Below are 14,898 nucleotides of genomic sequence, written 5' to 3'. Positions count from 1 at the left end.
CAGGTATGCGGCTCGATGGTCAACGGCATCTTTTCGATGTCGATCTGTTGGATGACGCGAGGGATCGTCGGGTTGGGTCGCAAGGTCCCGCCGCAATCGGGGCAGGCGTGGAGGTCGTGTGTCTCAATCCGAGTGATTTGCTCGGGCGGGAACGGTTGACGCTCGTGCTTCTCGTGCCCGGGTTGCCCGCCGATGGAGCGAGGCATGCCGTCGGATCTCTCGGGAGGCTTCGGCTTGACGATGTCCGAGGAAGGCGGCTTGGACGAGGTCGCAAAGTCCTTCTCGGCGGCAGCCAACTGGGCGCGGATACGCTCCAATTCCGTTTCGAGTGCAGCCACTTTGGCCGCGAGGGCTTGGCACCGGGGACACTCGCTGGATGTTGCGCTCATCCTCAAAAAGTAATCGACATCAGGCCGAAAAAGCTGGATTGGGCCGTGAACGGCTACCGACCGGGCGATTGACGAGACGGCGGCAAAGACCATCGCCCACGACATGCTGACGCGGGCCCACTGCGCTGCGACGGACAGCGATCACACGACCAGCGATACCAGCCGACTGCGACGCCGGATCCTGACCGAGGCCGGCGCTGATGACACGGCCATGCGTCCTGATCGAGGAAGGCCTTTCTACCGCCCCGCCTTCTTCGGGGGGATCACCGGCGGCTCGAACGATCGGTACTCGAAGCGGCGGAAGCCGGAGGCCGGCGAACGCGAGAGCCCGGCCCAGGACAAGGGGCTGAGGTCGCGGTGGTGGCTTACGCGATCCCGGCCCGATTCCTTGGAGTGATAGAGGGCCTGGTCGGCCGCGTCGAGGAGGGCATCGATGCCGATCCCGCTCCCCGAGAGGTGCGCCGTGGCGACCCCGACGCTGGCGGTCACGGGCCGCAAGGGCCAGGTCGTCGACGCGATCGAGGAACGGAGCCGGCCGGCGACCTCGAGCGCCTCGTCCTCGAGGGCCCCCGGCAGGAGGACCACGAATTCCTCGCCGCCGTAGCGGGCGGCGAAGTGGGCCGGCCTCAGCTCGGACCCGAGCGCCCGCGCCACGCTGCGCAGGACCTGGTCGCCGGCCGAGTGCCCGAACGTATCGTTATAGGACTTGAAATGGTCGATATCGATCATCACGATCGAATACGGCACCCCCGGGTGCGTCGACTGCGAGACGGCCGCGTCGAGGACCTCGCGCAGACGTCGACGGTTGGCGAGGCCGGTCAGCGGGTCGGTCGTCGCCAGTTGGGCGAGTCGCCGGTTCTTCTCCTCAAGGTCGGATTGGACGTCGAGGATCCGTCGCGCGATCGCCAGGCGGACGGCCAGTTCGTCCTCATCCACGGGCTTGGTCAGGAAGTCGTCGGCCCCTGCGGCGAGGCCTTCGAGCTTGTCCATCCGGCCGTCGCGGCAGGTCAAGAGGATGACGTAGGTGTAGGGATGCCCCCGTCGCGACCGGACGCGTCGGCAGAGCTCGACGCCGTCGAGGCCGGGCATCATCCAGTCGGTGATCACCAGCCGCCAGTCTTCCTGGCAGAGCCGGTCCCAGGCCTCGGTGCCGGATGAGACGAGGAGCGCGTCGTGGCCGAGGCGCTTCAGCGTCCAGCGGAGCGCGAGTCCCGATGTGGCCTGGTCCTCGGCGATGAGAATCTTCATGGTGTGGTCTCGATCCCGTTCCGCAAGACGCCGCTCAGTTCCCGCCAGATCGGCTCGGCCCGCTCGAAGACTCGGGCAGTGGCCTCGAAATCGCCTCGACGTCCCCCCTGCTCCATCTCTCCGAGGAGCGACCCGAGGGTCTCGGCGCCGATCGTCAGGAAATCTCCCTTGAGCCCGTGCGAGGCCGCGACGATGCCCCCCGCGTCGCAGACCTCAATCGCCCTGCGGAGGCCGTCGAACGTCGCGGGGGTGTCGGCCAGGAGGGTGGAGGCCAGCGTCTTCGCGAATTCCACGTCTCCATCGAAACGCCCGACCAGGTCGGCCCAGAGGAAGCTTGGCCCGGTCACCGCCGGCGTTGGCTTCGACATCGGTCTCTCCTCGCGGGCTTCCTCACGTCGGGCGAGGCGGGGCGTTCGCCGTAAGAGCGCATCGCCCAGGTCTTGCCGACGGATAGGCTTGGCGACGTAGCCGTCCATACCCCCCTCCAGGAACCGCTCGCGATCTCCTTCCATGGCGTGCGCCGTCATCGCGAGGATCATCGTCCGATGCCCTTGCTCCCGCTCGCGACGGCGGATTTCGGCGGTCGCCGCCAGGCCGTCGAGGACGGGCATCTGCACATCCATGAGGATCGCATCGTAATGATAGGCCATGGCTGACTCGACGGCCGCTTTTCCGTCGCAAACGAGGTCGGCGTCGCATCCGAGCGATTCCAGCATTCGGAGGGCGACCTTGCGATTGTTCTCGTGGTCGTCGACCACCAGGACCTTGAGCCCGAGGGCGCCTGGGATCGGGGAGGCCGGTTCGTGGCGAGATCGCCCCGCCGGACGGCCCGACGCCCGCCCTTCGAGGACGTCCCCGATGACGTTCAGGAGCTGCGACCGCCGGACCGGCTTCGAGACGCGGGCCTCGTGCTGGGCGGAGGCTCCGGGCTCGCGGTCACCCCGGGCGTTCGGGCTCACGAGCACGATCGGCACGTCCCACCGCTTCGAGCCCTCGCGGACCCTCCGCGCCGGACCGTCGCCGGCCCCCTCGAGCAACTGGGAGTCGAGGAAGACCATGTCGACGGGCCGGGCATCCCCCCCCGCTTGCAGGACGTCGAGGGTCTCCGGGATCGACGCCGCCTCCACGGTCCGGCAGCCGAAGGAACGGAGGTATTCCCGGAGCGCTCTTCGGCTCGTCGGGTTCGCGTCCGCCACGAGGACGCGCAGGCCGTCGGCCGCACCCGTCGGCTTGTGCGGCCTTTCATCGCAGGCCGATGCGGGCCGCCTCGAGAGCGACAGGTCGAGCCAGAATATACTCCCTCGGCCCGGTTCGCTCTCGAAGTCGATCGAGCCGTCCATGAGCCTCGCGAGCTGCCGGCAGATCGAGAGCCCCAGCCCCGTCCCGCCGTGGCGCCGAGTCGTCGCGTCGTCGGCCTGGGTGAAGCTCTCGAAGATCAAGGCCCGTTTTTCGACGGGGATCCCGATCCCGGTATCGCTGACCGTGAGCCGGAGCTTGAGCTGCGTTTCGTCCTCGGCGAGCACCCTCGCCTCGATCACGACTTCTCCCGCCTCGGTGAACTTCACGGCGTTGCCGACGAGGTTCGTGAGGATCTGGCGGAGCCGGTGCGGGTCACCCACCAAATACTCGGGGACGTCGGCCGGGACGAGGCAGGTCAGGTCGAGCCCTTTCTGGAAGGCGCGCGGGGCGATCAGGTCGGCGACCTCCTCGATCAGCTCCCTCGGGTCGAAGTCGATCGCCTCGATGGCCATCTTGCCCGCCTCGATCTTCGACAGGTCGAGGATGTCGTTGACGATCATCAAGAGGGCGTCGGCGCTGTTGCGGATCGTCGCGGCGTAGTCGTATTGCTGCCCGTCGAGCTTCGTATCCAGGAGCAGCTCGGCCATCCCCACGATGCCGTTCATCGGGGTGCGGATCTCGTGGCTCATGTTCGCGAGGAACGTGCTCTTGGCCTCGTTCGCCGCGAGGGCCTGGTCGCGGGCCCGGCGGAGCTCCTCCTCGGTCTGACGCTGGGTGGTGATGTCGACCGCGACCGTCGAGAGGTAGTCGATCCGCCCGGCGTTGGAACGGTGGGCGATGACGACCTGGGAGGTCGGGACTTCGCGACCATCCCGCGCGAGGAACGCGGTCTCGCCGCGCCAGACGCCTTCGCGGGAAGCGGTCGGGATCCCTTCTTCGCGGATCTTCTTGAGGGCCCAGGGGGGGTGGAGGTCCTCGATCCCGAAATGGTCGGGCTTCGAATCGAGGCCGATCCCGATCAGTTCGCGGCCGGCGTGATTGACGTAGGAGACGCGTCCCTGGGCGTCGGCCGTCCAGACGAGGTCGGGGGTGGCCTCGAGGATCGCAATCAGCCGGGAGCGGGTCCGCTCCTCGTCCTTCCGCTCGGTGACATCCTCGGCGACGTAAGCGAATCGGGCCCGAGGGCCGCTCGAGTCGCGGACCGGGCAGACCGTCACCGAGAGCCATCGGCGGCCCCGGTTGTCGGAGTACTCGGTCTCGAATCGGACGGGCAGGCCGGTCTCCAGGCACTCCCGGCAGCGTTTCACCGCCCCTCGGCGAATCGCTTCGGGCATGCCGAGGGCGCTGGCGAGTCGCCCACGCATTTCGTCGGCCTCGATCCCGAAGAACGCCGCCGTCGCCGCGTTGTCGGAGACGTGGAGGATGTCGTTGCCCCGCAGCTCCACGACCCCCATCATCTGGGGAGAGCTGTCGAAGAGGCTCCGTATCGTCGACTCGCTCAGCCTCCGCTCCTCCTCGGCCCGCTTTCGAGGCGTGATGTCCACGATCTGTGAGACGAAGTAGAGCGGCTGACCGGCGCCGTCACGAACCAGGGAGACGCTCAGGTCGACCCAGATGACCTGCGTGTTCTTGTGGAAGTAGCGCTTCTCGATCCGGTAGGAGCTGATCTCACCGGCGAGCGTGCGGGTGAGCTCTTCGAGGTCCTTTTCGAGGTCGTCGGGGTGGGTGATCGCCTGGAAGTTCGAGGCCAGGAGCTCGGACTCGGTATAGCCGACGATCCCGCAAAGCGACTGGTTGACGTCGACCCAGCGACCGTCGGGGGCGACCAGGCTCATGCCGATGGCCGCGGCGTCGAAGGCGCCTCGGAACCGCCTCTCGCTCAGGCGGAGTTCCTCCGCGGCCCGCTTCTGCGCCGAGAGGTCGCGCCCTTCCAACAGGAGCACGACCACCTGCCCGGACTCGTCCTTCAGCGACTTGACCGAAAAGTCGATCGGGGAGAGGCGGTCGTCGGCGCCCCGGAGCATCCCCTCGTAGTGAAAGAACCGACCGGTCGCCGCCTCGGCAATTACCGACTTGAGCCGGACCCGGCTTTCAGGGGACGCCACCCAGGGCGAATCCCAGCAAGGCACGCCGACCGCCTCATCCCTGCCGATCCCTCCGAAGTCGAGCAAGGTCTGATTGACCTCGAGGAAGACCCCCTCGGGCGTCGTCAGCCCGATGAATGAGACCGTCTGGTCGAAGATCGCCCGAAATTTCCATTCATTCTCGCGTGAAATTTTCTCAACGCGTCGCCGTTCGAGGAACTGCTCGATCTCTCGCGCGAGGATCGAGAAGGTCTCGAGTAGGGACCCTTCGAACGGGAAGGCGGCGGAGGAATAAAAGGTCAAGGCCCCGAGCGTCCCGCCGCAACCGGCGACCGGGAATCCGAAACCGGACCGGATCCCCGTGCTCCCGGCGAGCTTGGCGCGAGGCGCGGTGGGGGAGGTCGCGAAGTCGACGATCCAGTCGGGTTGGCCCCGATCCCAGATCCGGCCCGGAAGGCCCTCGCCTCGGGCGAAGGTCAACGCCCGAGAGCCGCGGAGGAAGTCTTCCCCGGGGCCAGGTTGTGCCGACCATGTTGCGTCGATCCGCATCAGTCCGGCGTCGGGGTCGATTTTCCAGAACTCGCCGAGGTCGAGCCCCAAGCCGGCCCCGATCGCCTCAACAAGCCTGGGAATCGCGTCTTCCGCCGTCTTCGCCTCCGCGAGGATCCCCAGCACCGCGCCATGCACGGCCTGCCTCGCCTCCGATCGGCGACGCTCGGCGATCTCGATCTGGAGGAGCTCGTTCGCAAGGGCGAGCTCGAAGGTCCGCTCGCGGACCCTGGCCTCGAGTTCGGCTTCGCTCTGCCTCAGGACTTCCTCGGCCCGCTTCTGGTCGTCGATATCCGTGGCGGTCCCGAACCAACGCACGATCCGGCCCGCGTCGTCGCGCAAGGGCAAGGATCGCACGAGATACCAGCGGTAGACCCCCGACTCGCGACTGCGCAAGCGGTGTTCGATCTGAAAAGGCACCCCCTGCGAGACGGCCTCGTACCAGGCCTGTCGACAACGTGCCATGTCGTCGGGATGGAGCACCGGCGACCAGCTCGCATCCCCACCACGACCCTCGGGAGCCCCGGTGGCCTCGTACCAGCGGCGGTTGTAGTAGTCGACGAAGCCGTCGGCCCTGGCCGTCCAGACGATCTGCGGGATGCATTCGCTCAGGATGTGAAACTGGGCAAGGGCCGTGTCGAGTTCCCCGGGAATCGAGGCGATCGTCCGTTCGAACGAGTGCCGTCGATCTCCCCAAGCTCGGGGGAGCCGGAGGCTGTAGAGGGCCCACACGGCGACCCACGCACCGAGGCCCGCGACAACGTCGACGTAACCCGAGCCCTGCTCCGCGGGCCGCATCGAGGCGACGAAGTCGAGGACCGGCCCGATCCCGCAAAGCACGACAAAGACCCCGAGTGACGAGATCCATCCTCGGAAGGTGACGGTCTGTCGCGAGACCGATCGCCAGAGCAACGCGAGGACCATCACCGAGGCCAACCAGATCAGCGAACGACCGAGGATATGCCCCCGGCCCGACCAGTCCGCGACCATCGCCGCCAGTTCCTGCGGGGCCTCGACATGGGGAACGACTTGAAGGAAAAGGAGGATGGTCTCGCGAGCTGCCATGGCCGACTCATCCCCGTACCTTCGTGGCCTCGATTGAGTCGGTGCGTCGCCGACGTGTCCTTCCCAAAGGGGGGGCGAGGGACTCGGGCTCCGCTCCAGTTTCAAAATTGCGACCGCGGACTGGAATTCCGAAGAGGGGCGAACGCGGACCAACGGCCCGCCTGCGACTTACGTGAACGTGATGGTTCGGCAATGATCGGCGGCGCAGCCGATGCGGCGAACGGAGCCGTCTACCGAACCCATTCGAAGTCTAGAACCGGTTTCCGATCGTGTCAACGAACGCCCGCAGAGGCTTCGAATCCTGCTCCGCCCCCTCGTCGAGATCATTAATTCCTGGCATTCTGGGCAATCCAACTCCGACTACCCCTACTCTCGACGACGCCTTCATGGGTCATGTCATTGGGAAGACTTCCCGAGCGTATCCGTCCGGACCGGCCCTCCACGATGAAGACACGCACCATCCGGGGCTCCTCGACGTATTCCTATCCAAAGTGTGGGCGGGTAGAATCGAGCCTGAAGACATCCCACCCGCTTGCCCAAACCTCCTCCCCTCGCGTGATCGCGACGAGCGTGCGAGGTCTCACCGAAACCTTCCCACCGTCTCGACGAGAGGGTCAATCCGCGATGCGTCGAATGACGACCTGGATCCTACCGGCAATCCTGACCGTGCTCCTGCCCCCGGCAGTGCGCGGGGATCAGCCGATCGAATACAATCGAGACATCCGGCCGATCCTTTCGGAAGCCTGCTTCCAATGCCACGGCCCCGATAGTGCCAGTCGCAAGGCGAACCTGCGTCTCGACCGGCGCGAGGCGGCGATCGAGGCCGGGGCGATCGTTGCGGGCAACCTCGAGGACAGCGAGCTCGTCCAGCGGGTCGTGTCGAACGATCCCGAAGAGATCATGCCCCCTCCTTCGGCGAAGAAGGAGCTGACCGAGGCCCAGAAGGACATCCTGCGACGCTGGATCGCTTCGGGCGCCGAGTATCAGCCCCACTGGTCGCTCGTCGCCCCGAAACGCCCGAATCCCCCCGCGGTGAACAACCAGGCCTGGATCAAGACCCCGATCGATCAGTTCGTCCTGGCGAAGCTCGAGGCCGCCGGCTTGAAGCCCGCCCCCGAGGCCGATCGTCGGACCCTGGCCCGTCGCCTGAGCCTGGACCTCAACGGCCTCCCCCCTGCCCCGGCCGACGTCGAGGCCTTCGTCGCCGACACCTCCGCCAACGCCTACGAGACCTACGTCGACAAGCTCCTGAGCTCGTCGCGTTGGGGCGAGCACCGCGGCCGATACTGGCTCGATGCGGCCCGATATGCCGACACCCACGGCATCCACATCGACAACTACCGCGAGAACTGGGCGTATCGCGACTGGGTCATCAACGCCTTCAACGAGAACAAACCCTTCGACCGGTTCACCATCGAACAGCTCGCCGGCGACCTCCTGCCCAACCCGACGCTCGAGCAGCGGGTTGCCTCGGCCTTCAATCGGTGCAACATCACGAGCAGCGAAGGGGGCGCGATCGACGAAGAATACCTCGTCCTCTACACCCGAGACCGCACCGAGACGACCTCCCAGGTCTTCCTCGGGCTTACGGCCGGCTGCGCGGTCTGCCACGACCACAAGTTCGACCCGCTGAGCCAGAAAGAGTTCTACTCGCTCGCCGCGTTCTTCAACAACACCACACAGCGGGCGATGGACGGCAACATCAAGGACACGCCCCCGGTCGTGCCCGTCCCGCAGGTCCAGGACCGCGCCCGGGCGCTAGCCGTCGAAGGTGAGCTCGCGGATATCCGGGGTAAGCTCGACGCCCGCACGAAGGAGGGCCGCGAGGAGTTCAATCGCTGGCTCGCCGGGGCGGCGCCGAGCACGATCTCGGCGATGATCCCGGGCGACGGCCTGAAAATCCACGCTTCGCTGAGCGAGGGGACCGGCGAGAGCTCCCTCGCCAAGGTCGACGGCAAAGCCGCGACGATCCCCCTCGCGTCCGCCGCCTGGGAGCCGGGCCACGTCGCCGCCGAGGCCTACAAGGCCAAGGCCGGGAGCGTGGCCTCGTTCGCCGGCCCGGGTGATTTCGACAAGGACCACCCTTTCTCCTACGGCGCCTGGGTCAAGGTGCCCAAGGCAGAGGCCGTCGGCTCTCTCATCGCCCGAATGGACGACCAGCACGACTATCGAGGCTGGGACCTCTGGATCGAGAACGGCCGCGTCGGCGCCCACCTCGTCCACAAGTGGCCCGAGGACGCCATCAAGGTCCTCACGAAAGACCCGATCAAGGTCGACGAGTGGAACCACATCCTCATCGCCTACGACGGCTCCAAGAAAGCGGCCGGCGTTACCATCTACGTCAACGGCCAGGCCCGCGAGAAGGTCGCGCAGCCGGACGCGCTCAAGGGGACGATCGAGACCTCAGTCCCGCTCAAGCTCGCCCAGCGCGACACCGGCTCGAGGGTCGACGACCTCCGGATCCAAGACCTCCGCGTCTACGACCGGGCCCTCTCCGCGATCGACGCCGACCGGCTCGCCAGGGCCACCCGCGCGGCCTGGCTGGCCGCCAAACCCCCAGGGGAGCGGACCGCCGCCGAGGCCGACGAGCTCTTCGCCTGGTGGCTCCCCGCGCTCGACAAGCCGTTCGTCGAGCTGACCGCGAAGCGCGTCGGGCTTGAGGAGGAACAGGCGGCGATCAAGTCTCGCTCGACTATCGCCCACGTCATGCAGGAGCGGCCCGAAGAGCCGGTCGCCTTCGTCCTCTTCCGGGGCGACTACGACAAGCGCCGCGACAAGGTCACCCCCGGCACGCCCGCCGCCCTCCCCCCGATGCCCGCCGACTACCCCAAGACTCGCCTCGGCTTCGCGCAGTGGCTCCTCCGCCCCGAGCATCCCCTCACCGCCCGGGTGAACGTCAACCGATTCTGGCAGGAAGTCTTCGGCACCGGGATCGTCCGGACCGCGGGCGACTTCGGGATCACCGGCGAGCTCCCTTCGGATCAAGAATTGCTTGACTGGCTGGCGGTCGACTTCCGTGAATCCGGCTGGGACGTGAAGCGGTTCTTCAAGCTCCTGGTGACCTCGGCCGCGTACCGGCAGTCGGCCTATTGCAGCCCGGAGGCCCTCGCGAAAGACCCCGGCAACCGCCTCCTGTCCCGAGGGCCGAGGTTCCGCATGGACGCCGAGATGGTCCGCGACTACGCCCTCGCCTCCAGCGGCCTCCTCGTCGAGAAGCTCGGCGGGGCGAGCGTGAAGCCCTACCAGCCCGACGGCGTCTGGGAGGCCGTCGCGATGCCCGGCAGCAACACTCGCGACTATCGCCACGACTCGGGCGAGAGCCTCTATCGGCGCAGCCTCTACACCTTCTGGAAGCGGAGCGCGCCCCCGGCCTCCATGGACATCTTCAACGCCCCGAGCCGGGAGTCCTGCACCGTCCGCCGAGAGCGGACCAACACGCCCCTCCAGGCTCTCGTCACCCTCAACGACCCGCAGTTCATCGAGGCGGCCCGGGGCCTGGCGCAGGCCTCGCTCAAGCACGCGGGCGACGACCCTGCGAAGGGCCTCGACTTCATGGTCCGTCGGCTCCTGGCCCGCCCCCTCAGCGAGCAGGAGGCCGAGGTCGTCCGATCGTCTCGGGACGACCTCCTGAGCTTCTACCGAGCCCACCCCGAGGACGCCAAGGCCCTCCTCAGCGAAGGAGAGTCGAAGCCCGACCCGGCGCTCGACCCGCCCACCCTGGCGGCCTGGACGATGCTCGCCAACGAGCTCATGAACCTCGATGAAGCCCTCAACAAATAAATATCACACGCCATTCTCGCGGGGCGAGACCGGCCCCGCTCGAGTTCGCCGGCGTTTACGTGGAGACATGCGACGATGAGCCTGTACCAGGATTGGGTCCGCAACGAGACGCGCCGACAGTTCTTCAGCCGAGGGGCAAACGCCGTGGGCTGGGCCGCCCTCTCCTCACTCTTGGGCGACAAGATGGCGGGGTCGGCCCTGGCCGGAGGCACCGCCGAGGCCCCCCTCTCGCCACATTTCCCCGCGAAGGCCAAGCACGTCATCTACCTGCACATGGTCGGCGGCCCTTCGCAGCTCGACCTCTATGACTACAAGCCGAAGATGGGGGAATGGTTCGACAAGGACCTCCCCGACTCGGTCCGGATGGGCCAGCGGCTCACGACGATGACGTCGGGTCAGAAGCGGTTCCCGATCGCGCCTTCGAAGTACAAGTTCGCCCAGCATGGCCAGAGCGGGATGTGGGTCAGTGAGCTCCTCCCGAAGACGGCCAGCATGGTCGACGACATGTGCTTCATCCGGAGCATGAACACCGACGCCATCAACCACGAGCCGGCCATCACCTACATGCAGACCGGCAACCAGGTCACCGGCCGGCCTTGCCTCGGCTCCTGGGTCTCGTACGGCCTCGGCTCCGAGAACGCCGACCTGCCGACGTTCGTGGTCCTCGTCGCCAAGCCGAGCAACACCGAACAGGTCCAGGCGATCTCCGCGCGACTGTGGTCGTCTGGCTACCTCCCCGGCGAGCACGCCGGCGTCTCGTTCCGCTCCGGCGGCGACCCGATCCTTTATATCAACAACCCCAAAGGCGTCCCGGCCGAGGTCCGCCGCCGCACGCTCGACGGGCTCAAGTCACTCAACGAGATGACCTACCGGACCGTCGGCGACCCCGAGACGCACACCCGGATCCAGCAATACGAGCTGGCCTTCCGGATGCAGGCGAGCGTCCCCGAGCTCACCGACCTCTCGCGCGAGCCCAAATCAACCGCCGAGCTCTACGGCCCCGACATCCATAAGCCCGGCAGCTTCGCCCACACCGCACTCCTGGCCCGGCGCATGGTCGAGCGCGGCGTCCGCTTCGTCCAGGTCTACCACAACAACTGGGACACCCACGGCAACGTCGCCGGCCGCCTCCCCGACCAGTGCCGGGACGTCGACCAGCCCTGCTGGGGCCTGATCCAGGACCTCAAGCTCCGCGGCCTCCTCGACGAGACCCTCGTCATCTGGGGTGGCGAGTTCGGCCGGACGATCTACTCCCAGGGCGGCCTGAGCAAGGACAACTACGGACGCGACCACCACCCGCGCTGTTACACCATGTGGATGGCCGGCGGCGGCGCGAGGCCGGGCACCGTCTACGGCGAGACCGACGACTTCTCCTACAACATCACCAAGGACCCCGTCCACGTCCACGACTTCCACGCCACCGTCCTCAACCTCCTCGGCTTCGACCACGAGCGCTTCACCTACCGCTACCAGGGCCTCGACCAGAAGCTGACCGGCGTCGAGCCGGCGCGTGTGGTCAAAGGCCTCCTCGCCTGAGCCGATGTTTTTGAGCTCATCTCATGAGGATGTGTCATGATGGGAGCCATCGCTGACGATGTGGCGAAGGCAAAGTCCGGGGCCGTGGACGCGTCGTTCCACGGCCTCCGGGAGCTCGGCCGTAGGCAGGCGTCATCGCTGTGGTGACGCCGGTCTCGTCCACGAAAACAAGGCGTCTCGGCTCAACGTCCTCGGCGAACTCGCTTCGATCCTGCTGGACCCCGGGTGCATCCCGTTCGGAGGCGTGGGGCGACTTCTTCTTCATCGGCAGGCCGAGCTTTTGCAGGGCCCGGCAGATGATCATCCGGCTGCCGGTGATCCCCTTCCGCTGCCGCAACGATTCGAGCGTGGCATCGGGACTCTCCTCGACGAGCTTGCGGAGTCGTTGGAGGCCGTCGCCATCAAGGGTGGGGGCGACTCCACCGGCATGGGGCCGGGGATCGATCGAGCCGGTCTGGCGCCGGAGTTGGAGCAATTTGGTGATGGTCGCGGTGTTGACCTTGAACTGAGGCGAGTTGCCTGCGAGAGCCCTCGCGATTGTCGACGGCCTCGAGGATGCGTTTGCGTAGAACATTCGACAGGGGCTGCATGGGTCACTTCCCGAACAACCGCCTTTCAAATCGTGCGCCGAGCGTATGTGACCCGCTGTAAGGACGTGGTGGTTGCCCCCGGCGAAACGAAAGACCTGGGCGACCTCAAGGTCCAGCCCCCAAGACGTCGTAAGAGTGATCACTTGAGCCCCCTGACGCCCCTTAACGCCACGAGCCCTGGTGCTCCCCTGGTCCGCGACGAGCCGGACGCCGACGCTGGCTAGAGTGCATCGCACTCGGGTTGCACTCCTCTCCATGGCTTCCCCGAGCGACCTCCTATAAGCCTGATGCGCCAGCGAGTGAATCCTGCCTCAGGAAATCGAGGGAGATTCACTCGCTGCCGCTCGAATTGCGGGAGGTCCTGTTTCCAGAATCGCCAATTTTCTGGTCCGGCGGAGATTAATTCCGACCCCTCGCGCATCGTAGAAGCAGGAGGGGGGCGAGAATTTGCCTCCGGCCAGAGCCAACAACGTGCCGAACACCCAGGAGTTGGGTGGGGCCGCGGTGCAGCGAGCGATGACTATCGTGGCCACTCCGGCGGAAACACTCTTCCTTGCTCACGAAGCCGAGCTCAGGCGATTCGTTTCGGGAGTTGTGCGTGACCCGGCGTTGACCGACGACATCATGCAAGCCACGTTCGTCAAAGCCGTCGAGATTGGGCATACCGCATGTGTCGACACCATGAAAGGTTGGCTGTTTCGCGTCGCGTACCATGAAGCCCTCGCGGTGCGACGAAGACAACGCGTCCAGGATCGTGCGCACCAAAAACAGGCGGGGATGGCGGCGGATGCCAGCGAAGATCCCGACGCGCGGCTGATCCTGAGCGAGACCATCGAGGGGGTCCGTCAAGTTTTCGGCGAATTGCCGGTCGAACAGCAGCAGGTCGTTTGGGCGCGGATCTACCAGGAGAAGTCGTTCGCGGTGATCGCGAGAGAGTTCGGACTGCCGCTGGGAACCGTGCAAACGCGGATGCGGCTGGCCTTGGTTCGCCTTCGGCGCGCCCTCACGCCGGGAGACTGAGCGATGGCGAAGGGATCACGCCCCGTGCTCGATTGGGTCGCGTTCCAATACGTGACGGGCGAACTCGGCGCGGAGCAAGCGGAGGAGTTCGAGCGTCGACTCGACAGTGATCAAGCGGCGCGCGAGGCTGTGGCTCGGGTCGTGGAGCTGAAATTGGCCGTCCGGTCTTTGCCACCGATGAAGCCGTCGGCCAATAGGCCCCCGAACCCTGACTCTTCCCTTCAACGACATTCGAGATGGTACTGGGCCGCCGGGATTGCGGCGGGCTTGTTGTTCTCAGCGGGCTTGCCCTGGGCAGTCTCCCGTTTCCGGGTGGATCGCCCCAAAACACCGATCGCCCTGGTTTGGTCGGGATTGAGGCAGACGGCGGAGAACGCGACGGCGTCGAGCGATGAGGTGCGATCCATCCGTGACAATCCGGCCGGGCCGGATCTCGCTTCGGACTCGGCCAATGACGGCCCGGTGTCAGAAGCGCTTCTCCCGCAATGGCTGCTTGAAGCGGTATCGCTCGGGACAGCCTCACCCGAGCATCGTTTCGAACAACAGGAGAATTGAGCGGTGAGACAACGGGCGGCCATCCTCACGGTACTACTGATCGCGTGCGCGGGCGACCTTCGGGGCCAGACCGGCTCGGTCCAAGCGAACGGCCGGAAGCAACCCCCGCCGTCCAAGCCGGCCGAGATCCCGGAGAAGCACAAAGCGGCGACGTTGGAATTCATCAACGACAACCATCACGAGCTGTTCGAGCTCCTCTCGCAGCTAAGAACGATGCGTCCGGCCGAGTACGACCAGGCCATCCGCGAACTTTACCCGATCAGCCGGTCCCTTGACGAACTTAAGCGGAGGGACCGTCGCAGATACTCAGCGGGTCTCGCTGTCTGGAAGGCCAAGTCACGCGTCGTGCTGTTGGCCGCGAAACTCGCCTGCGCACCAGAGGCCGGGTTGGACCGAGAAGAATTGAAACGACAGTTGCGGGCCGGCGTGCGCGAACAACTCGACGCGGAAATCGCGCAGCAGAAGCTCGAATGCATCGTCGCCGAAGAACAGGTTAAGCGGCTGAAGGCCAACGTCGAGCGCATGGAATCATCCCACGCCAAACTCCTCGAGAAGCGGTTCCAAAGTTTACTAGGGGAGAGCGAAACGGCACGGGCGAAATACACTAAATAAAAATATTTGTTCGAATTTTAAAATTACCCCTTTTGCGCCGCGTCAAGCGCAGCGAGTCGACCGGACTCCTACCCCGCCAAAATCGCGTCAACCGCACGTCGGCCATCCCCCGCCGCAGCCTCATTCTCTGCCTTGCCGTCAGTTCCCCCTCGGCCCCTGCCGGCGCCGGCAGGGAGGGGCAAACGCGTTCCCACTTCCGAATCAGAAAGGGATCACGCATGATTCGATCGT

General features: G+C 66.1%; 8 protein-coding genes and 2 pseudogenes. 5 read left to right on the top strand and 5 right to left on the bottom strand.

Features of this window, described 5'->3' with window-relative positions; all coding sequences use genetic code 11:
- The 4 genes and pseudogenes from ACYOEI_RS20240 to ACYOEI_RS20225 form a co-directional block, all read right to left on the bottom strand.
- Positions 1–206, bottom strand: a pseudogene (locus ACYOEI_RS20240) (IS66-like element ISCku6 family transposase); the annotation flags it as partial.
- 9 nt (positions 207–215) lie between these two features.
- Positions 216–389 (bottom strand): annotated as a pseudogene (locus ACYOEI_RS20235) (hypothetical protein); the annotation flags it as partial.
- A gap of 237 nt (positions 390–626) precedes the next feature.
- Positions 627–1,637, bottom strand: coding sequence for a GGDEF domain-containing response regulator (locus ACYOEI_RS20230; protein ID WP_462851372.1), 1,011 nt, complete (start codon positions 1,635–1,637; stop codon positions 627–629).
- The gene (locus ACYOEI_RS20225; protein WP_462851371.1) at positions 1,634–6,574 is read right to left on the bottom strand and encodes a PAS domain S-box protein; all 4,941 of its coding nucleotides are present in this window, start codon (positions 6,572–6,574) and stop codon (positions 1,634–1,636) included. The genes ACYOEI_RS20230 and ACYOEI_RS20225 overlap by 4 nt, the downstream gene beginning before the upstream one ends.
- Before the next feature lie 624 nt (positions 6,575–7,198).
- Here ACYOEI_RS20225 and ACYOEI_RS20220 point away from each other — a divergent pair.
- Positions 7,199–10,354 carry a DUF1553 domain-containing protein gene (locus ACYOEI_RS20220; protein ID WP_462851370.1) on the top strand — a complete coding sequence of 1,052 codons (3,156 nt, stop codon included), beginning with the start codon at positions 7,199–7,201 and terminating at the stop codon, positions 10,352–10,354.
- A 75-nt stretch (positions 10,355–10,429) separates the two neighbouring features.
- Positions 10,430–11,890, top strand: coding sequence for a DUF1501 domain-containing protein (locus ACYOEI_RS20215; RefSeq protein WP_462851369.1), 1,461 nt, complete (start codon positions 10,430–10,432; stop codon positions 11,888–11,890).
- Between the two features lie 34 nt (positions 11,891–11,924).
- On the opposite strand, the gene ACYOEI_RS20210 is transcribed toward ACYOEI_RS20215, so the two are convergent.
- The gene (locus ACYOEI_RS20210) at positions 11,925–12,464 is read right to left on the bottom strand and encodes a transposase (protein ID WP_462851368.1); all 540 of its coding nucleotides are present in this window, start codon (positions 12,462–12,464) and stop codon (positions 11,925–11,927) included.
- 532 nt (positions 12,465–12,996) lie between these two features.
- Between ACYOEI_RS20210 and ACYOEI_RS20205 the strand changes: the two genes are divergently transcribed.
- The 3 genes from ACYOEI_RS20205 to ACYOEI_RS20195 are packed head-to-tail and all read left to right on the top strand — an operon-like array spanning position 12,997 to position 14,667.
- Positions 12,997–13,500: an RNA polymerase sigma factor gene (locus ACYOEI_RS20205; RefSeq protein ID WP_462851374.1), complete on the top strand. Its 504-nt coding sequence runs from the start codon at positions 12,997–12,999 to the stop codon at positions 13,498–13,500.
- 3 nt (positions 13,501–13,503) lie between these two features.
- On the top strand, positions 13,504–14,055 hold the full coding sequence (locus tag ACYOEI_RS20200) for an anti-sigma factor family protein (protein ID WP_462851367.1): 552 nt from the start codon (positions 13,504–13,506) through the stop codon (positions 14,053–14,055).
- A 3-nt stretch (positions 14,056–14,058) separates the two neighbouring features.
- Positions 14,059–14,667: a hypothetical protein gene (locus ACYOEI_RS20195; RefSeq protein ID WP_462851365.1), complete on the top strand. Its 609-nt coding sequence runs from the start codon at positions 14,059–14,061 to the stop codon at positions 14,665–14,667.
- The last annotated feature ends 231 nt before the right edge of the window (positions 14,668–14,898 follow it).

This window comes from Singulisphaera rosea (assembly GCF_054877945.1).
This window is presented reverse-complemented; position numbering and strand designations above follow the sequence as displayed.

Bases quoted from the DNA above. Each gene is read 5' to 3' on its own strand.
- ACYOEI_RS20200 (WP_462851367.1), top strand. From the start codon at position 13,504: ATGGCGAAGGGATCACGCCCCGTGCTCGATTGGGTCGCGTTCCAATAC.
- ACYOEI_RS20230 (WP_462851372.1), bottom strand. From the start codon at position 1,637: ATGAAGATTCTCATCGCCGAGGACCAGGCCACATCGGGACTCGCGCTC.
- ACYOEI_RS20215 (WP_462851369.1), top strand. From the start codon at position 10,430: ATGAGCCTGTACCAGGATTGGGTCCGCAACGAGACGCGCCGACAGTTC.
- ACYOEI_RS20210 (WP_462851368.1), bottom strand. From the start codon at position 12,464: ATGTTCTACGCAAACGCATCCTCGAGGCCGTCGACAATCGCGAGGGCT.
- ACYOEI_RS20225 (WP_462851371.1), bottom strand. From the start codon at position 6,574: ATGGCAGCTCGCGAGACCATCCTCCTTTTCCTTCAAGTCGTTCCCCAT.
- ACYOEI_RS20205 (WP_462851374.1), top strand. From the start codon at position 12,997: ATGACTATCGTGGCCACTCCGGCGGAAACACTCTTCCTTGCTCACGAA.
- ACYOEI_RS20220 (WP_462851370.1), top strand. From the start codon at position 7,199: ATGCGTCGAATGACGACCTGGATCCTACCGGCAATCCTGACCGTGCTC.